This window comes from Deltaproteobacteria bacterium HGW-Deltaproteobacteria-4 (genome assembly GCA_002841765.1).
Lineage (GTDB): Bacteria > Desulfobacterota > Desulfuromonadia > Desulfuromonadales > UBA2197 > UBA2197.
On sequence record PHAV01000002.1, the window covers coordinates 17,351 to 42,172 of the forward strand.

25 protein-coding genes are annotated in these 24,822 nt (G+C 54.8%); 14 read left to right on the forward strand and 11 right to left on the reverse strand.

All coding sequences use genetic code 11. The annotated features are described in order from the left end of the window. Positions 1 to 113: 113 nt before the first annotated feature. From CVU69_01455 to CVU69_01465, 3 genes are all read right to left on the reverse strand, one after another. The gene (locus tag CVU69_01455; GenBank protein PKN13581.1) at positions 114 to 893 is read right to left on the reverse strand and encodes an ABC transporter permease; all 780 of its coding nucleotides are present in this window, start codon (positions 891 to 893) and stop codon (positions 114 to 116) included. Then, complete coding sequence (locus tag CVU69_01460) at positions 893 to 1,819, reverse strand: ABC transporter (protein ID PKN13371.1); 927 nt, start codon at positions 1,817 to 1,819, stop codon at positions 893 to 895. The genes CVU69_01455 and CVU69_01460 overlap by 1 nt, the downstream gene beginning before the upstream one ends. A gap of 92 nt (positions 1,820 to 1,911) precedes the next feature. Continuing rightward, positions 1,912 to 3,525: a hydroxylamine reductase gene (locus CVU69_01465; protein ID PKN13372.1), complete on the reverse strand. Its 1,614-nt coding sequence runs from the start codon at positions 3,523 to 3,525 to the stop codon at positions 1,912 to 1,914. Positions 3,526 to 3,670: 145 nt separating this feature from the next. On the opposite strand from CVU69_01465, the gene CVU69_01470 reads away from it, so the two are divergent. From CVU69_01470 to CVU69_01505, 8 genes are all read left to right on the forward strand, one after another. After that, positions 3,671 to 4,195 (forward strand): EVE domain-containing protein, encoded by a 525-nt coding sequence (locus tag CVU69_01470; GenBank protein PKN13373.1) that lies wholly within the window; start codon positions 3,671 to 3,673, stop codon positions 4,193 to 4,195. Beyond that, positions 4,188 to 4,574, forward strand: coding sequence for a pilus assembly protein PilZ (locus CVU69_01475; GenBank protein ID PKN13374.1), 387 nt, complete (start codon positions 4,188 to 4,190; stop codon positions 4,572 to 4,574). Before CVU69_01470 ends, CVU69_01475 begins: the two co-directional genes overlap by 8 nt. Before the next feature lie 63 nt (positions 4,575 to 4,637). Then, positions 4,638 to 6,329: a hypothetical protein gene (locus tag CVU69_01480; protein PKN13375.1), complete on the forward strand. Its 1,692-nt coding sequence runs from the start codon at positions 4,638 to 4,640 to the stop codon at positions 6,327 to 6,329. Further along, positions 6,319 to 7,113 carry a hypothetical protein gene (locus CVU69_01485; GenBank protein ID PKN13376.1) on the forward strand — a complete coding sequence of 265 codons (795 nt, stop codon included), beginning with the start codon at positions 6,319 to 6,321 and terminating at the stop codon, positions 7,111 to 7,113. Before CVU69_01480 ends, CVU69_01485 begins: the two co-directional genes overlap by 11 nt. 128 nt (positions 7,114 to 7,241) lie before the next feature. Continuing rightward, the gene (locus tag CVU69_01490; GenBank protein ID PKN13582.1) at positions 7,242 to 8,795 is read left to right on the forward strand and encodes a peptide-binding protein; all 1,554 of its coding nucleotides are present in this window, start codon (positions 7,242 to 7,244) and stop codon (positions 8,793 to 8,795) included. A 53-nt stretch (positions 8,796 to 8,848) separates the two neighbouring features. Beyond that, on the forward strand, positions 8,849 to 9,823 hold the full coding sequence (locus tag CVU69_01495; protein PKN13377.1) for a diguanylate cyclase: 975 nt from the start codon (positions 8,849 to 8,851) through the stop codon (positions 9,821 to 9,823). 54 nt (positions 9,824 to 9,877) lie between these two features. Further along, positions 9,878 to 10,042 carry a hypothetical protein gene (locus CVU69_01500; protein ID PKN13378.1) on the forward strand — a complete coding sequence of 55 codons (165 nt, stop codon included), beginning with the start codon at positions 9,878 to 9,880 and terminating at the stop codon, positions 10,040 to 10,042. Between the two features lie 20 nt (positions 10,043 to 10,062). Beyond that, positions 10,063 to 10,533, forward strand: a complete 471-nt coding sequence (locus tag CVU69_01505; protein PKN13379.1) for a ferritin — start codon at positions 10,063 to 10,065, stop codon at positions 10,531 to 10,533. A 121-nt stretch (positions 10,534 to 10,654) separates the two neighbouring features. On the opposite strand, the gene CVU69_01510 is transcribed toward CVU69_01505, so the two are convergent. The 6 genes from CVU69_01510 to CVU69_01535 form a co-directional block, all read right to left on the reverse strand. Further along, a complete protein-coding gene (locus CVU69_01510) occupies positions 10,655 to 10,978 on the reverse strand; it encodes an AzlD domain-containing protein (protein ID PKN13380.1) in 324 nt (107 codons plus the stop codon). Next, complete coding sequence (locus CVU69_01515) at positions 10,975 to 11,679, reverse strand: branched-chain amino acid ABC transporter permease (GenBank protein ID PKN13381.1); 705 nt, start codon at positions 11,677 to 11,679, stop codon at positions 10,975 to 10,977. The genes CVU69_01510 and CVU69_01515 overlap by 4 nt, the downstream gene beginning before the upstream one ends. Next, entirely contained in the window at positions 11,676 to 12,587 is a 912-nt protein-coding gene (locus CVU69_01520; GenBank protein PKN13382.1) for a hypothetical protein, read from the reverse strand. Before CVU69_01520 ends, CVU69_01515 begins: the two co-directional genes overlap by 4 nt. 74 nt (positions 12,588 to 12,661) lie before the next feature. Continuing rightward, the gene (locus CVU69_01525) at positions 12,662 to 13,396 is read right to left on the reverse strand and encodes a peptide ABC transporter ATP-binding protein (GenBank protein PKN13383.1); all 735 of its coding nucleotides are present in this window, start codon (positions 13,394 to 13,396) and stop codon (positions 12,662 to 12,664) included. Continuing rightward, positions 13,389 to 14,276: an ABC transporter permease gene (locus CVU69_01530; protein ID PKN13583.1), complete on the reverse strand. Its 888-nt coding sequence runs from the start codon at positions 14,274 to 14,276 to the stop codon at positions 13,389 to 13,391. The genes CVU69_01525 and CVU69_01530 overlap by 8 nt, the downstream gene beginning before the upstream one ends. A gap of 160 nt (positions 14,277 to 14,436) precedes the next feature. Next, positions 14,437 to 15,243 carry an amino acid ABC transporter substrate-binding protein gene (locus tag CVU69_01535; GenBank protein ID PKN13384.1) on the reverse strand — a complete coding sequence of 269 codons (807 nt, stop codon included), beginning with the start codon at positions 15,241 to 15,243 and terminating at the stop codon, positions 14,437 to 14,439. Positions 15,244 to 15,612: 369 nt separating this feature from the next. Between CVU69_01535 and CVU69_01540 the strand changes: the two genes are divergently transcribed. Then, on the forward strand, positions 15,613 to 16,536 hold the full coding sequence (locus CVU69_01540; protein PKN13385.1) for an EamA/RhaT family transporter: 924 nt from the start codon (positions 15,613 to 15,615) through the stop codon (positions 16,534 to 16,536). A gap of 32 nt (positions 16,537 to 16,568) precedes the next feature. Here CVU69_01540 and CVU69_01545 read toward each other — a convergent pair whose 3' ends face one another. Both CVU69_01545 and CVU69_01550 read right to left on the reverse strand, forming a co-directional pair. Further along, positions 16,569 to 18,146 (reverse strand): hypothetical protein, encoded by a 1,578-nt coding sequence (locus CVU69_01545; protein PKN13386.1) that lies wholly within the window; start codon positions 18,144 to 18,146, stop codon positions 16,569 to 16,571. A gap of 136 nt (positions 18,147 to 18,282) precedes the next feature. Beyond that, entirely contained in the window at positions 18,283 to 19,533 is a 1,251-nt protein-coding gene (locus CVU69_01550) for a porin (protein ID PKN13584.1), read from the reverse strand. A gap of 269 nt (positions 19,534 to 19,802) precedes the next feature. Here CVU69_01550 and CVU69_01555 point away from each other — a divergent pair, with 269 nt between their 5' ends. The 5 genes from CVU69_01555 (at position 19,803) to livF (ending at position 24,764) form a co-directional block, all read left to right on the forward strand. Continuing rightward, positions 19,803 to 20,924, forward strand: a complete 1,122-nt coding sequence (locus CVU69_01555; protein ID PKN13585.1) for a branched chain amino acid ABC transporter substrate-binding protein — start codon at positions 19,803 to 19,805, stop codon at positions 20,922 to 20,924. A 198-nt stretch (positions 20,925 to 21,122) separates the two neighbouring features. Next, positions 21,123 to 22,025, forward strand: coding sequence for a branched-chain amino acid ABC transporter permease LivH (locus CVU69_01560; protein ID PKN13387.1), 903 nt, complete (start codon positions 21,123 to 21,125; stop codon positions 22,023 to 22,025). 1 nt (position 22,026) lies between these two features. Beyond that, positions 22,027 to 23,274, forward strand: coding sequence for a branched-chain amino acid ABC transporter permease (locus CVU69_01565; GenBank protein ID PKN13388.1), 1,248 nt, complete (start codon positions 22,027 to 22,029; stop codon positions 23,272 to 23,274). Continuing rightward, a complete protein-coding gene (locus tag CVU69_01570) occupies positions 23,261 to 24,064 on the forward strand; it encodes an ABC transporter ATP-binding protein (GenBank protein PKN13389.1) in 804 nt (267 codons plus the stop codon). Before CVU69_01565 ends, CVU69_01570 begins: the two co-directional genes overlap by 14 nt. Continuing rightward, entirely contained in the window at positions 24,057 to 24,764 is a 708-nt protein-coding gene (gene livF, locus CVU69_01575; GenBank protein ID PKN13390.1) for a branched-chain amino acid ABC transporter ATP-binding protein, read from the forward strand. The genes CVU69_01570 and livF overlap by 8 nt, the downstream gene beginning before the upstream one ends. Positions 24,765 to 24,822 lie beyond the last annotated feature (58 nt).

Here is a 24,822-nt window from a genome sequence, read left to right on the forward strand (position 1 = left end):
CTTCTCTCGCCGCTTTCGGTATGTTTATTTGAATATTACCATTAGACGTAGAATGGGTAAAGCGCATTAACCTTCAGACTCACTCAGTGAACACCACTATTCTTTTCAAGGAACTACTTGATCAAGCGGCGGCGCATGAGAACTATGGCAAGGGGATAGAAAAGGGCGATCCAGAGGAGGAGATAAAGGAGAGAATAGAGAAGCTTGCTGCTGAATCCTCCCAGACTTACGCCGCGACAGAGTTCGACGAGATGAGTGAGGGGGAGGGTGTGAGCGACAATTTGTGCCCATGCGGGGAGGTTGCTCAGGGGAAAGAAGGTGCCGCCAAAGAGGAACATCGGCGTAATAAAGAGGAAGATCGGTAGATTGAAGACTTCAATGGTCGGGACGATGGCGGTGCAGACCATGCCGGCGCAGGCAAAAGCCAAACCGCCGAGAAAGGCGATCGGCAGCAAAAGGAGAGCTCCGGGATAATGCAGAAGCCCGAAAGCACTGATCGCCAGCATCATCAGGAAGGTACCGATGGCCGATTTGGTTGCGCCCCAAAGGAGTTCGCCGGTGATGACTTCATCGACACTGAGCGGGGTGGCGAGCATGCCGTCAAAAGTCTTTTGATAAAACATCCGGACAAAAGAAGCGAAGGTTGTTTCAAAAAATGCGCTCTGCATGATGTTGACGGCGATGAGCGCCGGGGCGATAAAAGTGGTGTAGGGGATGCTGCCGCCGGCGTAATTGACGCGGCCGACCATGACCCCGAGTCCGACACCGAAGGCAACGAGGTAAAAAAGCGGTTCAAGCAGGGGAGGGATGAAGCCGATCTTCCAGGTCTTGCGATAGACCACAAAATTGCGCTGCCAAACCCGGAAAAAACGGCGACTCAGGTCAAATTGCATCATTCGCGCAGATCCCTTCCGGTCAGCCGTAAAAAGACATCTTCAAGGGTGGCCGGGCGCAGCAGGCATCCTTCACGATATTCACTAGAGATCAATTCCCGATAAAGCTCCTCACCATCACGGTGGTAAACGATCAGGCGATGGCCGAGATCTTCAAAGGCGACAGATTTCTCCTGTAAGAGTGTCCGGATGCTGCTCCCCGGTGTCATGATTTCAATAACAGTGCGGCCGACATGGGCATTGATCAGCTCGCCTGGCGCCCCTTCGACGAGGATGCGGCCTTGATCCATGATCACCAGGCGGTCACAAAGGCGCTCGGCTTCATCCATATAGTGGGTGGTGAGGAGGGTGGTGAGTCCTTGGGCTTTGAGATCTTCGAGACGACTCCAGAGCTGGTGGCGGGATTGCGGATCGAGTCCGGTCGTCGGTTCATCGAGGATAAGCAGTTCCGGCTCGTTAATCAGTGCACGGGCAAGGATGAGGCGGCGCACCATCCCTCCCGACAAGCCGCGCACGTCGGCATCACGGCGATTATCAAGCGCAGCAAAACGCAGCAAGTGATCGATGCGGTCCTGGAGTTGTGTTTTGGAGAGATTAAAATAACCGCCAAAGACGTTAAGATTCTGTACAACCGTCAGGTCGGGGTCGAGGGTGTTGTCCTGCTGACAGACGCCGATGCGTGATTTGATGGTTCGCCAGGAAGAATCGCATTCAGTGCCGAAAAGTTCGAGGGCGCCGCTGGTGCGCGGGGTAAAGCCGTACAACATGCGGATCGTGGTCGTCTTGCCAGCGCCGTTGGGGCCGAGCAGTCCAAAGCATTCACCGCGGCGGATAGAGAAGGTCACCCCGTCGACCGCGGTCATCGCGCCGTAAGTTTTCCTGAGATCCTGGGCATGTACCAGAGGGGTGGCAGCGGTTTCAGTCATAGTTTCAGAATTTATCATGCGTGAGTAGAAGAAACAACAACGCCGCCAGCGAAAATAGTCGCTGGCGGCGTGATTACTTGCAGAAGCAGCGCTTAACCGAGGATCTGTTTGAGGTCGGCTTCAGCGGTGGTAATCGGTGCAATGTTGAAGTTTTCAACCAGGAAGTTAAGGACATTCGGCGAAATGAAGGCCGGGAGGGACGGCCCGAGTTTAATATTCTTGATGCCGAGGTGGAGGAGGGTGAGGAGGATAACGACCGCCTTCTGCTCGTACCAGGACAGGATCATCGACAGCGGCAGATCGTTCACACCGCATTTGAAGGCACCGGCGAGGGCGACAGCGATCTGGATGGCACTGTAGGCATCGTTACACTGGCCGACATCGAGGAGACGCGGAATACCGCCGATATCGCCGAAGTCGAGCTTGTTGAAACGATACTTCCCGCAGGCGAGGGTGAGGATGACGCAATCTTTCGGTACTTTCTCGGCGAACTCGGTGTAGTAGTTACGGCCGCTCTTGGCGCCGTCGCACCCGCCGATGAGAAAGAAGTGCTTGATCTGACCGGCCTTCACCGCATCGATGACCTGACCGGCAACGCCAAGGACAGCATTGTGACCGAAACCGACGAGGATCTCTTTGCCGGGGTTGTCACTAAAGCCGGGGAGGGACTGAGCCTTGGTGATGACCGCCGAGAAATCCCAGCCATCTACGTGGGCAACGTCAGGCCACTGGACCAATCCCCAGGTGAAGAGGCGGTCTTTGTAGCTGTCACTGGGGCGTTGGATGCAGTTGGTGTTAAAGATAATTGCACCGGGGAACTCGCTGAATTCTTTGGCTTGATCCTGCCAGGCGCCGCCAAAGTTACCGGCGAGGTGCGCGTATTTTTTCAGGCCGGGATAGCCGTGTGCCGGGAGCATTTCACCGTGGGTGTAGATGTTGATCCCTTTGCCTTCGCTCTGCTTGAGGAGTTCTTCGAGCATTTTCAGGTCGTGCCCCGAGACAAGAATGGCTTTGCCGGCCTTGGTGCCGAGTTGGACCGGGGTCGGGACCGGGTGGCCATAGGCGCCGGTGTTGGCAGCATCGAGAAGGCCCATGCAGGTCAGGTTGACCTGACCGCATTCCATGGCCAGGCCGACCAGATCCATGAGCCCCAAAGAGTCATCGAGGGTGGCGGCGAGAGCTTTGTGCATATAGGCGTAGATCGACTCATCTTCAAGGCCCAGAATTAATGCGTGGTCGGCATAGGCGGCCATCCCTTTAAGCCCGTAGATGATCAGCTCGCGCATCGATTTGATATCGAGGTCAGCATGAACATTGGCGATGGAACAGGCTTCGGCCTGGTTGACCATCGCAGAGGTATCAGCTGCCAGGGTGAAGCTGGCCGCATCAGGCACTGCTCCGGAGTAAGGACCGGCCAAGGCCTGGGCTTTGGAGCGAAGCGCTGCACCTCTACGGAGAATTTTCGCAATCGCTTCAGCATCGAAGTCGACATTGGTCACAGTCGTGAAGAGTCCTTCCAGGAGGAAGCGATCGATCTCCGCATCCTTGGCGCCGTTTTTGCGCGCGAGATTCCCCCAGAAACCGATCCCTTTGAGCTGATGGACGAGCAGATCCTGAAGGGCGGCGACATCCGGTTGTTTGCCGCAAACGCCGATTTTCGTACAGCCTGTCCCCTGTGCTGTCTGTTCACATTGATAACAAAACATTGATTGATCTCCTTTGCTGTGGGTGGAAAGATTACGTTGACTGGTTAAGTATCCATGATTTTTTCTTCTTTGCAATGGGACAATAACTAATTATGATGGCGCATTCATTGACGCAGATCAAAAATCGGGAAAAGAGGCTATTGCATTGACAGTTCCCACGCAGGGCGTAAAGCAACGGTTCTGGTTGCTGAAGTCCGAACCCTCCTGTTTCTCCTTTGCTGATTTACAGGCACGTCCGAACGGTGTTGAGCATTGGGATGGTGTCCGCAACTTTCAGGCACGCAATTTTCTGCGCGATGAGATCAAGGTCGGGGACGGCGTCCTCTTTTATCACAGTAATATTCCCGAACCGGCGATTGTCGGTGTGGCGCGCGTGGTCCGGGGAGGATATCCGGATTTTACCGCCCGTGATCCCGAAAATGAGCACTTTGATCCGCGGGCAACGGATGCGGCGCCGATCTGGTATATGGTCGATGTTCAGGCCGTTGCGGCGTTACCCGTTCCCTTGACGCGCAATATGTTAACTGCACACCCCTTGCTGGGGGCCATGGCGGTCTTGAAACGGGGGAATCGCCTTTCTGTGCAGGAAGTGACGGCCTGTGAATGGCGAGAGGTCCTTGCTGTCGGGGGTTTTAATGTTGATATGAGAGAGGAGAGTGCTTGTGGCTGAGAAACGTTGTAATTATCGTCATCCCAAGAGGTTGCCGGTAAAGTTTGGTGTCGGTATTGCGAGTGTTTCCGGATTTACGGAAGATCTCTCCCATTTCGGTCTTTTTATCAAGACAGGAGCTGTTTATGGCCCCGGGCAGGAATTAGTCGTCGAGTTGAATCTGCAGCAAGAACTCCTGGTCAGAATAGTGGTTAAGGTCCGGTGGGCAAAGAAAGTTCCTCCAGCGTTACTCCGTAACTACAAAGGGGGAATGGGTTTCACCATTATCCGTTTTCTTGAGGGTGAAGAATATTATCGTGATTTTTGTGATGAGCTTCAGCAGATAAGAGCCGAGCGTAATAACTTTGGTGCAAAGGGTTTGGCCTGCCACCTGGAATAGCAGCAAGAATTGACGCCTTTTTCTTGTCATGTTATGGTTTGTACTTAATTTTTTGGGGGTTTGATGCCCGTTCTCTTTGTTGCTCTCAGTTGTCTTCTTTTTCTTTCTGCCTGTCAGGCGCTGCCCGCACCTCCCGAGGTTCCTGCGCAGATAAAGCTCCCGGCAGACGCCCTTATTTACCGGGCGTTTATCGAGGGACACTTGCGCTTTGATGATGGGGATTATGCCGTGGCAGCGCAGCTCTTTGCAAAAGCGGCTGCCGCTGAACCGGGGAATTCCGTCCTGATCCTGACGCAGGCCGAGGCTTTGTTCCGTGCCGGTGAAGAGGACGCAGCTCTTCGCGTCGTAGAGGCGGCGCTTTTGTCCGCCCCTCAGGATGCGGATCTCCTTATTTTTCTAGGTAATTATCATTTTGAGAGGGAGGATTTTCCTGCAGCTATCACTTATTTCCAACGCGCTTACGATGTTGATCCCGATCAGGAAGCAGGAGCGTTTCACCTCGTTCTCGCCATTATTAAAAGTGGAGATCTTGACCGTGCTGTAACGGTTCTTAGCGAAATGCTAGAGCGCAAACCAGAGTATCCGGTGGCTGAGTTGATGTTGGCACGCATCTATCGAGAAAAGGGGGATTTTCCGGCGGCAGAGGCGATCCTCCACCGCATTGCCCAACGTGAGCCCGAACTTGACACTCCAACTCTTGAACTGGGGGCGCTTTTTGAAAGTCGCCAGGAATGGGATAGCGCCATCGCTTACTACCGGATAGCCGTCAATCTGAATCCAGAAAATATGGCCGTCCGCCATCATCTTGCCCGTCTTTATATTGAGAAGAACGATCTTGCTTCGGCTCTGGCTGAATTTGGCGATATCCTGTTTCATAATCCCGGAGATCTGGAAGCCCGCCGTAAAATCGGGCTGATTTATTTGGAACGTAAGGACTATCCCTCAGCCATTTTGGCCTTCAAATCCCTTATCGAATCTGCTCCCGAGCTTGACGAGGTCCGGTTTTATCTTGGCACTGCCTACGAGGGGCAAGGGGAGATGCTTCAGGCCTTGCACCATTTTGAAGCGGTCTCGGCGGCGGCCGCGATTTATAACGATGCCCTGATGCATCGCGCTATAATTTTGCATAAACTGCAGCGTCTTGATGAGGCGACAGAAATACTGGAAGAGCGGCTGACCCGTGTTGAGGCTTCCCCGGAGATCTATTTTTATCTTGCTTCTCTTTACGAAATGAGCGGTCAGGGCGATCAGGCTTTGGAAACGCTCTATAAAATCCGCGCGCGTTTTATTGATAATGCAGAAGCAGCTTATCGCCTCGGGCTTTTTTTTGAACGGCACCAACAATTCGAAACAGCACTTACCGAGATGCGGCGGGCGATAGATCTTGATTCGAACCACGCCGAGGCGCTCAATTTTCTTGCCTACTATTATGCCGAAAAACGGGAAAATCTTGATGAGGCGCTTCTTTTGGCCCAACGGGCCTTGGCCCTGAAAGCTGAAGTGCATATTCTTGACACTTTGGGTTGGGTCTATTTTGTCCGGGGCGATTTCGACAACGCCCGGAAATTTTTAGCGCAAGCCGTTGAAAAGGGAGAGGATGACCCAATTATTCTCGAACATTACGGCGATGCGCTCCATGCTGTAAAAGCTGATAAAGAGGCTATTATCTTTTACCAGCGCAGTCTCGCCCTGCAACCAGACAATGTGACTCTGCGCGATAAATTAAAGGCTCTTTTGCCGATGAATGAGAAATAATACAAAGATGTTATTAAGACGCATAAAAATCGGTCTTTCCCTCCTTTTCCTCTTGCTCTTCGGTTGTGCCCGTCCCCTGCCGCCGGAGCTGCCTATACCTTCCAGGAATGATAGCCAGCTCCTGGCTCATCTTGACGAGGTTACCAGTCGTTACCAGTCTTTGCAGTCCTCAGCCCGGATCGAAGTCGTCACCGGCAGTGAGTCTTTTTCCGCCAGCCAGGTCCTCTTTGTGCAGCGTCCTGCCCAACTCCGCAGTGAAATCCTGTTTGGCCCCTTTGCCACCCCGGTGATGAGTCTCAGTGCCGATCAGGATCATCTCTCGGTCTACCAGCCGCTGCAAGGAACTTTCGCTCAAGGGAGCGCCAGCGTCGCCAATATTGCCCGCTACACCCATATGCCTTTGCGCGTCGAAGATCTTGTCGGCATGATCCTGATGGCTCCGCCGCGCTTCCCCTTCGAAGAATCATCCGTCTTTCGCGTTGCTGCCGGTGATCGTCTCGTCCTGGTAGCCGCCGGCGGCGTCGTGCAGCATTTTACCTTCGATGCTGCCGGGAATTTATTGCAGGCGGCCTATTTTTTGGGGGAACGTTTACAGTTACAGGCCGATTATTCAGGATTCGATGCACGATCGGAGGGCTTTCCGCAAAAACTGCGGGTCAGCATGCCGGAGCGTCAGGTCGTCGCCACCATGACTTTTAGCGATAGCGTCATTAATGTGCCGATCCCGCCGCACAATTTTGTTTTAAAGATCCCGGCCGGGATGAAAGTGCAAAGTCTGCCGTAGTCATCTGTGCGGTTGCAGGTCTGTTGGTCTCGTTATTAGGAGTTTTATCCATGCAGCGGTTTTTGATTTTGTTCCTGCTCCTCGGCACTGTATTCTTTTCGGCCTGTAATCGCCAGGAAAGCGCGGTGATGCCGCCGAGTGCCAACCAGCCCGCAGCCCCGCCGGTGCATGGCGATACCATGATCTCGGGGATGATCGGCGACGCCAGCAATCTGCTGCCGGTCCTTTCCTCGGACAGCGCTTCTTCGGAAGTGAGTGAACTTGTTTATAACGGCCTGGTCCGTTACGACAAGAATCTGAAGCTTGAAGGAGAGTTGGCAAAGTCGTGGGAGATCTCCCCCGATAATCTGACGATCACCTTTCATCTGCGGCCGGGAGTGAAGTGGCACGATGGCACCCCCTTTACCGCCGATGACGTCCTCTTTACCTACCAGCTCCTAGTCGATCCTCTGGTGCCAACGGCTTATGCCGATCGCTATAAACTCGTGACCAGGGCAGAAGTCCTTGATCCCCTGACCTTTCGGGTCCAGTATGCCAAGCCGCTCGCCTCGGCGCTGATCAGCTGGGGCTTCTCGATTCATCCCCGTCACCTTCTTGCCGGTCAGGATCTCAGCAAGAGTCCGCTGGCAAGTGCCCCGGTCGGCACCGGTCCTTATCGTTTTAAAGAGTGGAAGCGCGGTGAGAAGATGGTCCTCGAAGCGAACCGCGATTATTGGGAAGGAGCTCCCTATATCGATCGGGTCGTTTATCGGGTGATCCCCGACGAATCGACGATGTTTCTCGAACTTCAGGCCGGGGGGGTTGACCAGATGGGGTTGACACCGATTCAGTATGCCCGGCAGACCGATACCGCGACCTTCAAGCGTCAATTCAGTAAATACCGCTATCCGTCCTTTGCTTACACTTATCTCGGCTACAATCTCAAGAATCCGCTCTTTCAAGACAAACGGGTCCGGCAAGCTCTTTCGTTCGCGATCAACAAGCAAGAACTGATCGATGGTGTCCTCCTCGGTCTCGGTCAGGAAGCGACCGGTCCCTATAAGCCCGGCACCTGGCCAAATAATCCGAACGTTAAAAAATATCCCTTCGACCCGACGCAAGCAAAAAAACTATTGGCTGAAGCCGGCTGGAGCGATCGTAACGGCGACGGCATTGTCGACAAGGATGGCCGGCCCCTGGCCTTCACCATCGTCACCAATCAGGGGAATGAAGCCCGGATCAAGAGCGCCGAGATTATCCAGCGGCGCCTGCACGATGTCGGCGTCGATGTCAAAATCCGCGTGATCGAGTGGGCCTCCTTCCTCAAAGAGTTTATCAACCCCGGCAAGTTCGAGGCGACGATCCTCGGCTGGAGCGTGCCGATCGATCCCGACAGTTATAACGTCTGGCATTCGAGCAAGACCCGGCCCGGCGAGTTGAACTTTATCGGTTTCAAGAATGCGGAAGTCGATACGCTCCTCGAAAAGGGGCGGGAAACCCTGGACGAAGCGCAGCGGAAGAAATATTACGATCGTTTTCAGGAAATTCTTGCTGAAGAACAGCCCTATACCTTCCTTTATGTTCCGGATGCGCTGCCGGTGGTTGCGGCCCGCTTTAAAGGGATAGAGCCGGCGGCCGCAGGGATCATGCATGATTTCATTAAGTGGCATGTGCCGAAAGATGAATGGAAATACGCTCAATAGTTGAGATCTTGTGTCGCCCCTATAACGATTCTCCCTGGAAGTGACAGCCCTTTATGCTGAATTATCTGGCCCGGCGGTTTTTAATGATGATCCCCCTGTTGATCGGGATTACCTTGATCTCCTTTGTGGTGATCCATCTCGCGCCGGGCGAGCCGACCGACATGCAGACCCAGCTCAACCCCGAGGTAAGCACTGAACTGCGGAATCGCCTGCGCGACCAGTATGGTCTCGATAAGCCGTTGGTGGTTCAGTATGGCGAATGGCTGGGGCGCTTTGTCCGTCTCGATTTCGGCAACTCCTTTTCGCAGGATCGGCGTCCGGTTCTGGACAAAATTGTCGAACGGCTGCCGATCACCATCAGTATCAATCTTCTGTCGATCGTCGCCATCCTCGCTACCGCCATACCCATCGGCATCTATTCAGCAACACATCGCGGTTCTCTCTTTGACCGCATGACGACAATTCTGGTCTTTATCGGCTTTGCCGCCCCCTCCTTCTGGCTGGCGCTGCTCCTCATGGACTTTTTCGGGGTGCGCCTTGGAGTCTTGCCGATTGCCGGGCTCAAGTCTCTGGACTACGACTCCTTGAGTTCTGTCGGTAAAGTCATGGATCTCGGCCGCCATCTCATTCTGCCGGTCTTTATCTCGACCTTTGGCGGTCTTGCCGGCTTCTCGCGCTACATGCGCTCGAATATGCTGGAAGTCATCCGCCAGGATTACATCCTCACTGCCCGCGCCAAGGGCCTTTCAGAGCAGACTGTGATCTATCGTCATGCGCTGCGGAATGCCCTGTTGCCGGTGATTACCATTCTCGGGCTATCGGTGCCGGGACTCATCGGCGGGAGTGTCATCTTTGAAACAATCTTCGCCATCCCCGGCATGGGCAAGCTCTTTTACGACGGGGTAATGATGCGCGACTACCCTCTGATTATGGGGATCCTGGTGATGGGGGCCATCCTCACCCTGATTGGCAATCTTCTCGCGGATCTTTGTTATGCTTTTGCCGACCCGCGTATTCGCAACCGTTAGACGGCGGTCGATTCGTGTGCTAACCTTTTAAAGAAATGTTTGCAGGGAGTCACTATGGAGACGATCAAGACCGCCAGTTTTGAATATCTCATCGACTTGGCGAAGCCGAAACCGGAGGGGGGCTATGAATTTGTCCTCGATGGCTCGGCTTACCAGATTGACGATGTTCTTGAAATCAGCGCGATTGCCGGAAAACATGGCTATATTGTCATCTATTAAAGTCATGGAAGGAGAAGATCATGAACAGTCCCGATGTCTGTTTTACTTTTGAAGCGGCCCTGGAGATGGCAGTGGCGATGGAGGAAAGCGGCTTCCGCCATTATCTTGCGGCTCTGCGCAGCTGCCAGCGGCCGGAGACGAAGATGATCCTCAGGGACGCCGCCCTCGACGAGCTTGATCATAAGTATCAACTCGAAAAGGCGCTGGTCGAAGGGACGATCGACCACCTGCACTTTGACCATCCGGTGCCGACAATGGATCTTGATTACCTCCTGGCGCAAAAGACCTTACGTCCGGATGCCGATGCACGTGAAGCTCTTGCCTACGCTATCCATCTCGAAAAAATCTCTCTCGATTTTTATCTGAGCATGGCAAGCGCCTGCGACGGAGCACCGATGGCGGCGATCTTTACCCGGATGGCGAATGATGAAGCCCGGCATTTACGTTCCCTTGAAGACGACTACGAAACCCACTGTCTGACCGAAAACTGATCTAGCTGAAGGGAAAATTACGACGTCGCTGTGTCCGGCATGATTATTACCGGTTGCAGCGACGTTTTTTTGTGTGGTGCTCACAAGTCGTCACATTGATGACAAGTGGCTTTCATCACGATTAAATCCAGTGCTGGATGAGCCAATAGAATCCCATGCCGAAGATAACGGACATTCCAAGTGATCTGGTGCGCAGGGCCAGAAGGAGGGTGGGGATGGCGGCGAAGAGTTCCGGCTTACCCAGAGACAGGGTCCGGGTGCTGCTGTCGAGCAGTAATCCCGGCGCCAGCAGGGCGGCGAGGATGGCGACCGGAATCAGGCTCAGCCAATCGCGGAGCCCGGCAGGAAGGTTGCGATCGGCGAGGAGCACCAGTGGCAAAACGCGCGGCAGGTAAGTGACGATCCCCATCCCGAAAAGAAGCCACAAATAGTCAGAGTAGTTCATCCCAACCCCCAGCTCTTTTTCCCCAAACGTTTCAACAGAAATCCGCCGCTGGCGGCAATGATTGCCGCAGCCAGGGCATAACTGTTGCCGGGGAGGAGGAGGGCCCAAAGAGTGCTGACACTGAGGGCAAGCACGGCAGTGATTATATGGAGACGGCTTTGCAGTTGGGTGACGAGGAGGGCGATAAACATCGCCGGTAGAGCAAAGTCAATGCCGTAAGCACCGGCGGGGATGAGACTGCCGGCCAAGGCGCCGATGATCGTCGAAACGATCCAGGTGGCGTTGGCCACCTGGTTAAGAGCCAGAGCCCGCCAGGGGTCCCAGTCGCTCCGAAAGCGAACCATGTTGAGAGCAAAGCTTTCGTCGGTGATCCCATAGCCGAAGAGGAAAAGAAATCTTCGCGAAGAACCGCGTAGGTGGACAGCCAGTGCCGAACTCATCAGGAGATGGCGAAAGTTGACGATCAGGGTGGTGAGGATGATCGCCGCCGGGGCTGCTCCCTGGCCGATCATCGCCACGGCGATAAACTGGGCGCTGCCGGCAAAGACGCAGAGGGACATCAAACCGATATCGAGGGGAGAAAATCCCGTCTGACGGGCGAGGACGCCAAGGGCGAGGCCGATGGGGATGTAGCCCAGGCAGATCGGCCAGGCGGCAACAGCTCCTGCTCCAAGGGTAGAAAGGGTGCTTTGCCGGGTCATGACACTGTCCGGCGGCTATCGGCAAAGTGCGCTGAGATAACACCACCGATGATCAGGATCGAGCCCCAGACGATCTGTCCGGTGAGCGGTTCATCCAGCAGGAGAACGCCACTGCTGACACCGATCAGCGGCAGGACATAAAGGAAGTTGTTGGTCATCGTCACCCCGAGATGGCTGATGGCAAGATTCCAGAAGTGATAGCCGAGGACCGAGCAGAAGACCGTCAGAAAAGCGACCCCGAGCCAGGCGTTCAATGACGGCATGGGGTAGGGGGTAAGGACCCACTCAAGGAGGGCGCCGGGAAAGAGGGTGACAGCGCCGGTCACCATGATCAGCATTGTGATCAACAGGTGCGGATAGCGATGGAGTAAGCGATCAGCGTAGGCGCTGTAGGCAACCCAGCTGGCGACGGCGCCGAAGATGAGGAGATCGCCGGTCGTCGAAGCGGTACTGCCGGCTCCGTCGTTGCTGACCAGGAGGAAGACGCCGCCGAGAGCTGTCAGTGAGGCGGCAATCAGCATCGGTTTGATCGGCAGGCGTTGATGGATGATCCCGTAGAGTTCGGTGCACAGGGGGATGGTGGCGATGATCAGGGCGCCGTGCGAAGCGCTGGTGTAAAAGAGGCCGAAGTTCTCGAAGGCAAAGTAAGTGGTGACACCAAAAAAACCGAGAAGAAAGAGGGGGAGACGATCCTCTTTGGCGATCTTGCGCCACGTTTTTGCCTTGCTCGCCCACGGCCAGACGATCAGTGATGCCAAAAAGAAACGGAGAAAAGCCAGGGTCAAGGGCGGGATTTCGCTCATGGTTGTCTTGATCACGACAAAGGAGATGCCCCACGACAGAATCGGTACACTGACACAAAAAACGCCGAAAGCAATACGGCGGGGAGTTGGAGGCAAAGTTATCATGAATCTTTCCTGCGAAAAGAAACGGGGCGCTGTCTTAGGCAGCGCCCCGTTCGGGTCAGGTGTGCCGGATCATTTTAAAGGATCTGATGGAGAAAGAGTTTGGTCCGTTCTTCCTTCGGAGCGGTAAAAAAGGTCTCAGGTGTCCCTTCTTCAACGATGCGCCCCTGATCCATAAAGAGAATCCGGTCGGCGACTTCCCGGGCAAAGCCCATTTCGTGGGTGACGACGACCATGGTCATCCCTTCGCGGGCGAGCTGCTTCATGACATCGAGGACTTCGCCGACCATCTCCGGGTCGAGGGCGCTGGTCGGTTCGTCAAAGAGAATGACTTTGGGATCCATGGCCAGGGCCCGGGCGATTGCTACCCGCTGTTGCTGTCCGCCGGAAAGGCGGGATGGGTATTCGGCCTCTTTTTCGGCAATCCCGACCTTGGCGAGGAGGGCGCGCCCCTTAGTCTCGGCCTCGACCGGCGAACGCTTGCGGACGGTGGTCTGCGCCAGGGTGATATTTTCCAAAACGGTTTTGTGTGGAAAGAGGTTGAACTGCTGGAAGACCATGCCGACCTCGCGACGCACCAGATTGATATCGGTCTTGCGATCAGCCAGATCGACTCCGTCGATGATGATGTTCCCGGCATCGAACTCTTCCAGCCCGTTCAGGCAGCGCAGGAAGGTCGACTTCCCCGAACCCGAGGGGCCGATGATGACGACGACTTCGCCGCGGGCGATTTCAGTGCTGACATCATCGACAGCGCGAACAGTCTGACCCCGGCCGCTAAAGATTTTAAGGACATGAGAAGTCTTAATCACTGACCGACAGCCTCCTCTCGACCCAGAAGATGAGTTGTGACAAGACCGAGGTGACGGCCAGATAAAGGGCGGCCACGACAAACCAGACTTCGAAGGTGGCAAAGGAAGAGGTGATAACTTCGCGCCCGGCTTTGCTCAGGTCAGTGATGGCGATGACCGAGACCAGAGAGGAGTCTTTAATCAGACTGATAAATTGTCCGGCCAACGGCGGCAGCGTCCGCTTGAAGGCTTGCGGCAGGACGATGTAGACCATGGTCTGAAAGGAATTCATCCCCAGCGACCGAGCTGCTTCGCTCTGCCCTTTCGGGATCGACTGAATGCCGGCGCGGATGATCTCGGCGACATAAGCGCCGGAGAAGATCGCCAGGGCGCAGACTCCGGCGACGAGACGGTCGAGGTTGAGGACAGTGCCGACAAAGAAGTAGAAGATAAAGATTTGCACCAGCAGGGGGGTGCCGCGGACGATCTCGATGTAAGTGATCGACAGGCCGCGCAGGGTCGGATTTTTACTGACGCGGCATAAACCGGTGACCAGGCCGAGAATCATGCCGAGGATACCGGACAGGAAAGAGATCCAGATCGTCGTCCACAGTCCCTTGACCAACGGGCCGACATGCCAACCGGGATTGCTGCCGAGGATGTCCCCTTCAAAGAGCTCTTCGCCGGTCTTTACCTTGACGCCCGCCGTTTCGACCTCTATCGAGAATAACTCGCCGTCTTCCGCTTTGACAGTAACGGTACTCAGTTCCCCTTGCTGCGTGATCGCGGTCACCAGACCATCAAAGGGGGCTTTCTCCAACTCTTCAGAATAATAAAAGAAATAGCCGGGGACGCGTTCCCAGTGCCAGGTGTAGTCGACCCGTTTGGTCGCGACCACCATGCTGGCAACGATGCAGATAAGGATACCGGCGAGGAGAAGCTGCCATTTCCAGTTGTCTTTGCTGGTTGAATGCAAGGTGTCGATTCCCTGATGTTAAAGAAGATACAACCGGCACCCCCTTGCAAAACGCGGGGTGCCGGTTGTCAGTATGGTGGCCTTGTTATTTGCCTTTTTCTTTCAGCCAGGAGGTATCTTTAAACCATTTCTTGTAAATCTTGTCGTAGCTGCCATCGGCTTTGCTCTTGACCAGAAAGTCATTGAGCCAGGCGACAAATTGGGGGTTGCCCTTGCGCACGGCCCATCCTAAAGGCTCTTCAGTGAACGGTTTGTCAAGGAAGATCAATTTCCCCTGGCCTTTTTCGGCAAAGGCAACAGCATTGTAGGGGGCATCGTAGATAAAGGCGTCAATCTTGCCGTTCACCAGTTCCATCAAGGCTTCGTGTTCGGTTTCGTAGGAGAAATATTTCGCCTTGGGGATCATCTCTTTGGCGGCGAATTCCCCGGTGGTGCCGAGTTTGCTGGAAATTTTGTATTCGGCAGTATTCAGATCTTTATAGGACTGGATCTTTTTGGCGAGATCTTTGCGGATCAGTGCGGTCTGGCCGATGATGATATAGGGATTGGCAAAGTCGACGGTCTGGGCGCGTTCTTCGGTCACGGTCATACCGCTCATGATGACGTCGAACTTGCCGGTGATGAGTGAGGGGATAATCCCGTCCCAGGCGGTGCTGACGAGTTCAAGCTTGACGCCCAGAGCTTTGGCCATGCGTTTGGCCATATCGACATCAAAGCCGATGATCTCCCCTTTCTGGTTGACCAGCTCAAAGGGCATATAGCCCGGTTCCATACCGACACGTAACACACCGCGGGCTTTGATCTCGTCAAGGGTATCTGCTGCCGTGGCAACTGACACGAAGAGACCGGCTAAAGCAAAGAGAGTGCAGCACAACAGGGTCAACCTTTTCATGGAGCTTCCTCCTGTATGGGTGAGATGGCCAAGGCGGCCTAGTAGGACTTCCCCTCATCGAGAAGTTCATTAATTAACATCGGAATATTGCAACGGGGACAGCGGGGGAAGTTTTCGCAAGGCAGGTAAGCGATTTCTGTGTAGCGGCAGCGCGGGCAGATCACTTCAATCGGTTCCCTTTTTCCTGCTTTCATGTTAAAACCTCGGCCGTCAGAGTGAATGGGTTGATTCTATTTATCTGATATTTATAACTATTTCATTATTATTAATGCCAAGACGAAATTTTATAACACAGCCGTAAAGTGTCAAACAAGCGTTATCAGAGTTTCACGACGAAAAAAAATTTTTCCATCGCAAGAAAGGGTTGCAATGAAATCTTCGTCCACCTCGCGTCCTCTGGCAGAATTTCTGCTGGTTACCGTGACCCTCTTCTGGGGGGCGACCTTTCCGATCGTCAAAGAGGCGGTTTCCGAGGTGCCGGTCCTTTGTTTCCTTTGGGTCCGCTTTGCCCTCGCCGCCCTGCTTTTGGCAGCATTTGCCGGGCCGCGCCTGCTTACCCTTGACCGTCGCGGCATCCTCCGCGGCGTCTTTCTTGGTGGGCTCCTCTTTGCCTCTTATGCTTTTCAGACCTTCGGCCTGGAGATCACTTCTTCGGCGAATGCCGGATTTTTGACCGGACTTAACGTCGTCTGGGTCCCTCTTCTGGCTGGTCCTCTGCTTGGTAAGCACCCCGCTGTCGGTGCAAAGGCAGGTGTCTTTATTGCCTTGTTCGGGCTCCTCCTCTTGACCTGGCATACTCCCTGGACCCTTAATTTCGGCGATCTGCTGGTGGTGATCTGTTCCCTTTTTGTTGCCCTGCATATTCTTGGTCTTGATAAATGGACGGCCGGTTATGACGGGCGCGCCCTCGCCTTTGTGCAGATTGCCACCATGGCAATTCTCGGGTTTTTCGGCAGCCTGATCTGGGAACCGGTCACCTGGCCCCGGCAGTGGAGCGGAAGTTTACTGACCGCACTCATCATTACCGCGGTTTTTGCCACGGTCTATGCTTTCTGGGTGATGACGACCTTTCAGCGCCTCACCACCCCGACCCGCGCTGCCCTGATCTACACCCTGGAGCCGGTCTTTGCCGCCATCTTTTCGGTCTGGCTGGCGGGCGATCGCCTCACCACTCTGGCGTGGATTGGTGGCGGGTTCATCGTCGCCGGTATGCTGGTGGCAGAACTCTGGCCGACGCCGCGGGCCGTGATCCCCGGCGACGCTTTGGTTGAAAGTTCTTTTAAGGGCGATTAGAAACGTAGAAATAGTCTACGGACTGCCCTGCCTTAAGGGTTCTTCGGCCCATCCCACAGGAACAACGCAGACGTGCTTTTATTGAAGAGTCCGGTCGCCAGGGTGCCAATCAGCAAGTATTCCGACTCGCCGTCGTTGTTCATGTCCCCATAAGCAAAGTCGGCAAGATAGCCATCGCGGTCCGGGCTTTCCCAAACCTTTTCCATCTCATAACCGTTCCAGCGCAGGGCCGTCAGGCGGCTCTTGTCGGCTTTGCGCCAGTTGCTGATACTGCGGGGCCCATCGTTTTGTGGCAGAATCAGGGTCTCACCCTGCAAGCTCAGCCGTGAGCGGATGAAGAGTCGTTGCATCCCGTCCCGGCTTTTCCGTTCCTTCTTCTCGATGTAAGCCTCCCCGCCGCCGTAGCTTTCTTTCCCCTGCCAGAGTTGCTGTCCATCATCGCCAAGAATCGTCAGCTTGTCGCTACTGTCGAGCCAGGCCCACAGCATTTTCCCTTCGGCGGTCAAGGGTTGGCTGCCGTGCAGGGTCGGTGCGCTAAAGGTGGTGATGCTGTCGCCCTTTTGTGGCATATCATTCTGCCAGAGAACCCGAAACGGTTTGTCGGCGTAGCGGGTGATGTCGAAAGGATCTGTCGCCTGCCCGAGGATCACTCCGGGTTCGCCGGAAAGATCGATAACGCGCCAAAACCAGGGGAGATCTTTGGCCAAAAGACGAAAGGCTGTGCCGTCGTAGCTCCAGATTTGCGAGGTGAGCTGCGCGCCGCGCACGGCGGTGACCAGCAGGTCAAAGCGGCCGTTGCCGTCGATGTCAGCGCTGTCGAGGGTGAGGGGTTTGACCGCATCGGGGAGAGTGAAACGGGAGAGCGAGGTCCAGACCTTGCCGTCATAGCGGCCGATCTCGATGCGGTCGTCCAGGGCCACCGCCACTTCGCGTTCCCCGTTGCCGTCAAAGTCGGCGATGGCGACACCGATGGCTTTCCCCTTGAACTGCGGTCCGATCATCGTCATCTTCCCGATCGGGAGAAGTGCTGCTGTGCTGATTGTTTGAACTTTGGGGGTCAGCGGCCAGGAGCCGAGGAGAGAACCGGCATCATCGCGCACGGTCAGGGTCTGTTGGTCGCGGGTGAAGATGAGTCCCGGCCCGACGAGGGTGGTTTCATTCTGAGGCTGCCAGGCAAGGTGGGGGAGGGCGAGTTGCAGTTCGTTGAGAAGGAGTTGGTTGTCGCTGCTTTGGTCGATCAGGAGCGCCGGAACCTCTCCGAAACGACGCACTGGATCAGCGGGGTGGATAGCGGCTGTCGGGCTCAGGAGCCGGGCCCATGCAAAGTCGGGTTTGATCCGGACAATGCGCAGGAAGGCTTTGGCGTGATCGAGCTGGCCGATGACTGCACCGCTGACCGGATGTTTGACCGTTTCTCCCGGCGCCATGACTGCGATCAGGTCACCGTTGCGCACGCCGTTATCGCTGCCGAGATCAAGGAGATATTCACCGTCAACCCCTTTGATCACGACGCCGTCGACCGGCTGAAAGGTTTTGTTGAGTTCGACGGGGAGCGCAGCATGGCAGATGGTGGCGAGAAGGAGGAGCACGGTAAACAAAGTGAGGCGCATCGGTGGTCTCCTGGCGGATGGTGGGGTATCTGGCACCCTTGTAACATAAAAAAGAGCCCGCCGCGAGGGCGGCGGGCTCTTTTTTATGTAGGTATTGGTACGATTCCTTTTTTTGTGATTACCTCAAAAAAGGAGATTAGAACTTGTAATCGATCATGGTCATCACGGCATAAGGGTTGTCTGCATCCAAGGCGGAATCGCGGTCACCAAGAACGACGTAGGCAGCGCGGGCGCTGAGATTAATGTTGTCGGTCGCCTTTTTCACGACTTCGACATTGAATTCAGTGCCGATGGTGTCGCGGCCCTTTTTGTTGACATTGTCAGCAACTGAGGCAAAGCCAACATTGGCGCTGCCGGTGAGGGTCGAAGAGAAGGGCTGGTCGAAGCCGAGGGAGGCCATCATGACCCCTTCACCACGGTTGTTGAGGTCATAGACCAAAGCGTTGTCGATGGTGGTTTGGTTCTTGTCGCGGGACAGAATCATCATCTCGTTGTCGTAATAACCGACGAGATCACCAGTCACGTAAAGCTGGTTATCACCACCTGCAACATAAAGGACGTCGGCGCGCAGGGTGCCAGTACCTACGGCGGTGTTGGCGGCGAGTTTGGCGGCATAGCCCTTGGCATAGGTAGTGGCATCGTAGTCACCGGTCTGCCCAAGGAGGAAAGCGTTAACATTCACTTTCCCTAAACCCGCATTGGCATTGACTCCGAGAGTGTGAACCTTCGCATCAACTCCTGCGGTGGTATCATCTTGAATGTAGTAGTAAGCAGCCCCGACCTTCAGGTCTTTGTTGATGTTGTATGTAGCATCAACAACGAAAAGATCCTGAGTATCTTTTCCTGGAAAGCTGCCACTATTCAAAGAGTCATTCCAGCGGAAGAAGCCGACTGAGGTGGTGGCGTTGGTGCAACCGTGGGAGAGGAGGATGCCGGCCATGTCCGAGCTGAAGATAATGCCGCTGAAGGCGTCGCCATAACCCTGCATACCGACTTTGGCATTCAAATTATGGGAAGGGACGGTCCAGTCGAGGTAGATATTTTTGGTCTCGAGATTGACAGAGTCAGCGCCGATAGCGCCGCCTTGGTTGCGACCGGTGGCGTAGGAGCTGTTACCCCAGAAAGTGTAGTCGAGCTCAAATTTTGTCACAAGCTTGACGTTGGCGTCGGCTTTGACGTTATAGCCCAAGCGAAGACGCTGGTCGAACCAGTTGGAGGTCGGTGCCGATTTTTGCAGATTTCCCTCTAAGCTGTTGGCGTCAGTGTAGTTACTGACTTCATAAAACGATGCGAATCGACCGGAAACTTCATGTTCCAAAGCGAAAGCGGGGGTGGTGAGGGCGGCCAGGGCCAACGCTGCAATCAGAAATTTCATGCTCTTTTTCATACTCATCTTTGTCTCCTTAGATGGAATATTGCGTCGAAGGGCCCCATTGCCGCATTCGATCGCCAAGGGAAGTCTGCAGAAAACTCATAAAGTACATGAAAGATAAATAATCACTCTTTTGGCGCGGAATTATCAGCCTTTTGTTTTATGAATGCAAGAATAATTTTAGTTAAACCATACAGGTTTCGGCTTGACTTAAAAAGGGGTTTCGATCTAAGTTTTTGTACTTTGCAGATTTTTACTTCCACATCAAGAAGGAGATCATGCTCATGAAGAGAAGTTCTTTGCCTGGCTGGACTGTTGCTTTGCTCGCCGTTTCGCTTTGCGCCGCCCCGGCTCTTGCCTCCGACACCATCAAGATCGGTCTCGCCGGTCCTCATACCGGCGATCTGGCGCCTTATGGTCTGCCGACCAAAGATGCCGCTGAGATGATCGTTGCCGAAGTGAATGCCAAAGGCGGGGTCAACGGTAAACAGATTCAGTTGATGGTTATCGACGATCAGTGCAAGCCGGAAGTCGCGACCAACGTTGCCAGTAAATTGGTCTCGGAAGGGGTCAATATCGTCATCGGTCATGTCTGCTCAGGCGCTACCAAAGCAGCCCTGGGGATCTATAACGAAGCCAAGGTTATCACCATCAGCCCGTCGGCCACCAACCCGCCCTTGACCAAGAGCGGCGAGTACCCGAACTTCTATCGCACCATTGCTGCGGATGATGATCAGGGCAAAATGGCAGCCGATTTTGTTGTCGGTAAACTCGGCGCCAAGAAGATTGCTATCCTGCATGACAAAGGGGATTACGGCAAAGGCTTTGCCGATTTTGCTAAAGCCGCCATTGAGGCGGATGGCAAGGCAAAGGTCGTGACCTATGAAGGGATCACTCCGGCCGCCATGGATTATTCGGCGGTCATTCAACTGCTGCGTAAAGACGGCGCCGATGCCATCATCTTCGGCGGCTACCATCCGGAAGCCTCCAAGCTCCTGTCGCAGATGAACAAGAAGAAGATCAAGATTCCTTTTGTCGGTCCTGACGGCATTAAAGGGGATGGCTTCCTGAAGATTGCCGGCAAGGATGCTGAAGGGGTTTATGCCACCGGCCCGAAGGATGTTTCCAAGCTTCCTCTCAATGTCAAAGCGCATGACGATTATAAAGCCAAATACGGCAAGGAGCCGGGCACCTTCTTTGACCAGGGCTATGCTGCCACTCTGGCAGCGCTCAACGCCGTCAAGGTCGCGGGCGGCACCGATTATGCGGCGTTGACCAAAGCGCTTAAATCGAGCTATGTCGATACCACGGTCGGCAAGATCAAGTTCGACAATAAAGGTGATGCCGAAGGGGTCGGATTTTCGGTCTACCAGGTGAAAAAAGGCGAATTCGTCGAGGTGAAGTAAGCTGACGACATGAGTAGATCTGAGCCGGGGAACAGGATAATTCCTGTTCCCCGGCTTTTGTGCGTTTGTTGCTATCGCGGAAAGCAAAGGCGGGCGCAGTAGATGAAACTTGCTTCGTCCCTACAGATACGGTTATGATTTGCCCCCCCTGTCCCGGAGCGCAAAATAACCCTTTTTCTTTCGAGTAACGGTCAATCGATGGATTATTTTTTAGAACTTCTCTGCAGCGGATTCGTCAAAGGGAGCATCTACGCGCTGATTGCTCTCGGCTATACGATGGTCTACGGCATTATTCAGCTGATCAACTTTGCTCATGGCGAGGTCTACATGATCGGCGCTTTTGTCGCCTTGATCGTCGCCGGGGTGATGACCATGAGTGGCTTTTCCGGTCTGGCGGTCCTCTTGATTGCCGCGGTTATTGCTATCATCTATGCGGCCGCCTACGGTTATACCCTGGAAAAGATCGCTTACCGGCCGTTGCGAAACGCCCCGCGCCTGTCTCCGCTGATCAGTGCCATCGGTGCTTCGATCTTTCTGATGAACTATGTCCAGTTGGCCCAGACCTCCGACTTCCTCCCCTTTCCCGAGCTTGTTCCGGAGTTCGAATTTCTCGAACCGGTTGCACATTTCCTTTCTTCTGCCGATTTGTTAATTCTGATCGTGACTACCCTGTCCATGGTCGGTCTGACCCTGCTGATCAAATACACCAGGATCGGCAAGGCAATGCGCGCCACGCAGCAGGATATGGTCATGGCCCGCCTGGTCGGTATCAATATTGACCGGGTTATTTCTATGACATTTATCATCGGCTCGATCCTGGCAGCGATCGCCGGGGTGCTGATCGCGTCCCGCACCGGCCAGATCAACAGTGCCATCGGCTTCATGGCCGGGATCAAGGCCTTTACGGCCGCCGTTCTCGGCGGTATCGGCAATATCCCCGGCGCCGTCCTTGGCGGCCTGGTTCTCGGCATCGCCGAGACGATGGGGGCCGGTTATATTTCGAGTGCCTACGAAGACGTCTTTGCCTTTGGCCTCCTGGTGCTGATCCTGATCCTGCGCCCAGCCGGTCTCCTTGGCAAAGCGGTGAAGCAGAAGGTTTGACATGACAGGACAATTGAAAAAATCACTGGGAATCAGCCTTTGGTTCATGTTTCTGACCCTGCCGCTGGTCGTGGTCAAGGTTAACACCTTGAACAATACCGTCGAGTGGCGCTGGGCCAATCTCGTCTGGGTCGGTCTTGCCGCTTTTGTTATCTCCGGACTGTGGCAGCTGGCGGTTAAACAGCAGGAATTACGACGGAGCAGGTTCGCGGCATCCGGGCGCAAGGTGACGATCAAACCTTCTCTGGCGCAGCGCCTCTTTGACGATCCTGTCCTCAGTCGCCGTTTGCTGGCGGGCGCTGCTGTCCTTGCGGTCGCCTTCCCCTGGCTGGTCTCGACCGGGCAAAATTTTTATCATGTCAACATCATGGTCAGCGCTCTGATCTTCGTTGTTCTCGGTCTCGGCCTGAATATTACCGTCGGCCTTGCCGGTCTCCTCGATCTCGGCTACATCGCCTTCTTTGCCGTCGGCGCTTACACCTATGCTCTCCTCAACAGCCATTTCGGTTTCGGCTTCTGGCTCTGTCTTCCCCTCGGTGGTTTGGTCGGGATGCTCTTTGGCATCGTCCTCGGCTTTCCGATTCTGCGTCTGCGTGGTGATTATCTCGCCATTGTCACCCTCGGTTTCGGTTCGATTACCAAGATCGTTCTGGAAAACTGGGATACGGTCACAGGCGGCGCCGCCGGCATCGCCAACATCCCCCGTCCCGAACTCTTTAGTCTGATTCTCGACGGTCGCGAAAAGTCGGTCTACAGCTACTACCTCATCCTCACTCTCGTCGTTTTGACCATCTTTGTCACCAATCGCCTGAAAAATTCACGGATCGGTCGGGCGTGGATGGCGCTGCGTGAAGATGAAATCGCCTGTGTGGCGATGGGGGTCGATATGGCCCGGACCAAGCTTTCGGCTTATGCTCTCGGCGCTTTCTGGGCCGGGCTGGTCGGGGTGATCTTTGCTGCTCATAACAGTTTTATCAATCCCGACAGCTTTACCTTTATGGATTCGGCAATGATCCTGGCCATGGTCGTTTTGGGCGGTATGGGTTCGATCCTCGGCGTGATAATCGCCGCTCTGGCGCTCAAACTTCTGCCGGAATACCTCCGTGCCTTTGCCGAATACCGGATGCTGGTCTTCGGCGGAGTCATGGTGCTGATGATGATCTTCCGGCCGCAAGGATTGATCAGCAACATGCGCCGGAAATATGAAAATGCCGCTCTTGCCGAGGAGAAGAATAATGACGTCAGGTAGCAGAGAAAAGCTCCTTGAAGTCCGGGGCTTGACCATGGATTTCGGCGGACTGCGGGCTGTCGATCAGGTCAATCTTGATATCCATGCCGGCGAGATCGTTGCCCTGATCGGGCCGAACGGCGCCGGCAAGACGACTTTTTTTAACTGCGTCACCGGGATTTATACACCGAGCAGCGGCGATGTCCTCATTCACCCGCCTGCTGGTAAGAGTCAGCGCATCAACGGTATGAAGCCGAACCGCATCACCACCCTCGGCATGGCCCGTACCTTTCAGAATATCCGGCTCTTTCCGGCGATGACGGTCCTCGAAAATGTCATGATCGGCCGTCATTGCCGGACTTCGACAAATATTTTCGGAGCGATCTGGCGGGGCGAGGCGGCAAGGCGTGAAGAGCGTAGTACCGTGGAGCAGAGTTATCGTCTCCTGGAAAAGGTCGGGCTCGATGGCCTCGCCAACGAATTCTCCCGCAACCTGTCCTACGGGGCGCAACGCCGCCTCGAAATCGCCCGGGCGCTGGCGACAGATCCCTTCCTCCTCCTCCTCGATGAACCGGCGGCGGGGATGAATCCGCAGGAGACGCACGAACTGGAGGCGCTGATATCTCTGATTCGCAGTGAAGGGAAGGTGTCAATCCTGTTGATTGAGCACGATATGAAGCTGGTCATGAATATCTCCGACCGCATTTACGTCATGGAGTACGGCAAGGAGATTGCCACGGGAACTCCGCAGGAGATCAAGGAGAACCCGCAGGTGATCGAAGCCTATCTCGGCGAGGAAGCTCATGCTTGAACTCCGTAACATTTCCACTTACTACGGCAATATCCAGGCGCTGAAGGATGTGTCGCTGACCATTAACGAAGGGGAGATTGTCACCCTCATCGGCGCCAACGGTGCCGGCAAGAGTACGACCTTGATGTCGATCAGCGGCGTTAATCCGCCGCGCCGCGGCGAGATCCTTTTTCGCGGCGAGCCGATCCAGAATCTGTCGGCGGAAAAGATCGTCAGTCTCGGCCTTTGTCAGGTACCGGAAGGGCGGCATATCTTTCCGCAGATGAGTGTGGCCGAGAATCTGGAGATGGGCGCTTTTTTGCGCCGTGACAAGGATGGGATCAAGGCCGATACCGAGATGGTCTATGCGCTCTTTCCGATTCTGGAGAGACGGCGCCATCAGGCGGGCGGCACCCTGTCCGGCGGCGAACAGCAGATGCTCGCCATCTCCCGCGCCCTTTTGGCCCGGCCCTCCCTCCTCCTTCTTGATGAACCGTCCCTGGGATTGGCCCCACTGATTATCAAGCAGATCTTTGAAATCATCAAGAAGATCAACGTTGAACACAACACCACCGTCTTTCTCGTTGAGCAGAATGCCAACCAGGCATTGAAGATTGCGCATCGCGGTTACGTCATGGAGAACGGGGCCATTACTCTTGAAGATCAGGCGGCGAATCTGCTCAGTAACGAAGAGGTGAAAAAGGCTTATCTCGGTATTTAAAGCCTCGACATTTTCCGAAGAACAAACGGCCTTCCGGAGACGGGAGGCCGTTTTCTGT

Coding starts and splice junctions, on each gene's coding strand:
- CVU69_01455 (PKN13581.1), bottom strand. CDS start 893: ATGCAATTTGACCTGAGTCGCCGTTTTTTCCGGGTTTGGCAGCGCAAT.
- CVU69_01460 (PKN13371.1), bottom strand. CDS start 1,819: ATGACTGAAACCGCTGCCACCCCTCTGGTACATGCCCAGGATCTCAGG.
- CVU69_01465 (PKN13372.1), bottom strand. CDS start 3,525: ATGTTTTGTTATCAATGTGAACAGACAGCACAGGGGACAGGCTGTACG.
- CVU69_01480 (PKN13375.1), top strand. CDS start 4,638: ATGCCCGTTCTCTTTGTTGCTCTCAGTTGTCTTCTTTTTCTTTCTGCC.
- CVU69_01485 (PKN13376.1), top strand. CDS start 6,319: ATGAGAAATAATACAAAGATGTTATTAAGACGCATAAAAATCGGTCTT.
- CVU69_01490 (PKN13582.1), top strand. CDS start 7,242: ATGCCGCCGAGTGCCAACCAGCCCGCAGCCCCGCCGGTGCATGGCGAT.
- CVU69_01495 (PKN13377.1), top strand. CDS start 8,849: ATGCTGAATTATCTGGCCCGGCGGTTTTTAATGATGATCCCCCTGTTG.
- CVU69_01500 (PKN13378.1), top strand. CDS start 9,878: ATGGAGACGATCAAGACCGCCAGTTTTGAATATCTCATCGACTTGGCG.
- CVU69_01505 (PKN13379.1), top strand. CDS start 10,063: ATGAACAGTCCCGATGTCTGTTTTACTTTTGAAGCGGCCCTGGAGATG.
- CVU69_01510 (PKN13380.1), bottom strand. CDS start 10,978: ATGAACTACTCTGACTATTTGTGGCTTCTTTTCGGGATGGGGATCGTC.
- CVU69_01515 (PKN13381.1), bottom strand. CDS start 11,679: ATGACCCGGCAAAGCACCCTTTCTACCCTTGGAGCAGGAGCTGTTGCC.
- CVU69_01520 (PKN13382.1), bottom strand. CDS start 12,587: ATGATAACTTTGCCTCCAACTCCCCGCCGTATTGCTTTCGGCGTTTTT.
- CVU69_01530 (PKN13583.1), bottom strand. CDS start 14,276: ATGGTGGTCGCGACCAAACGGGTCGACTACACCTGGCACTGGGAACGC.
- CVU69_01535 (PKN13384.1), bottom strand. CDS start 15,243: ATGAAAAGGTTGACCCTGTTGTGCTGCACTCTCTTTGCTTTAGCCGGT.
- CVU69_01540 (PKN13385.1), top strand. CDS start 15,613: ATGAAATCTTCGTCCACCTCGCGTCCTCTGGCAGAATTTCTGCTGGTT.
- CVU69_01545 (PKN13386.1), bottom strand. CDS start 18,146: ATGCGCCTCACTTTGTTTACCGTGCTCCTCCTTCTCGCCACCATCTGC.
- CVU69_01550 (PKN13584.1), bottom strand. CDS start 19,533: ATGAAAAAGAGCATGAAATTTCTGATTGCAGCGTTGGCCCTGGCCGCC.
- CVU69_01555 (PKN13585.1), top strand. CDS start 19,803: ATGAAGAGAAGTTCTTTGCCTGGCTGGACTGTTGCTTTGCTCGCCGTT.
- CVU69_01560 (PKN13387.1), top strand. CDS start 21,123: ATGGATTATTTTTTAGAACTTCTCTGCAGCGGATTCGTCAAAGGGAGC.
- CVU69_01565 (PKN13388.1), top strand. CDS start 22,027: ATGACAGGACAATTGAAAAAATCACTGGGAATCAGCCTTTGGTTCATG.
- CVU69_01570 (PKN13389.1), top strand. CDS start 23,261: ATGACGTCAGGTAGCAGAGAAAAGCTCCTTGAAGTCCGGGGCTTGACC.
- livF (PKN13390.1), top strand. CDS start 24,057: ATGCTTGAACTCCGTAACATTTCCACTTACTACGGCAATATCCAGGCG.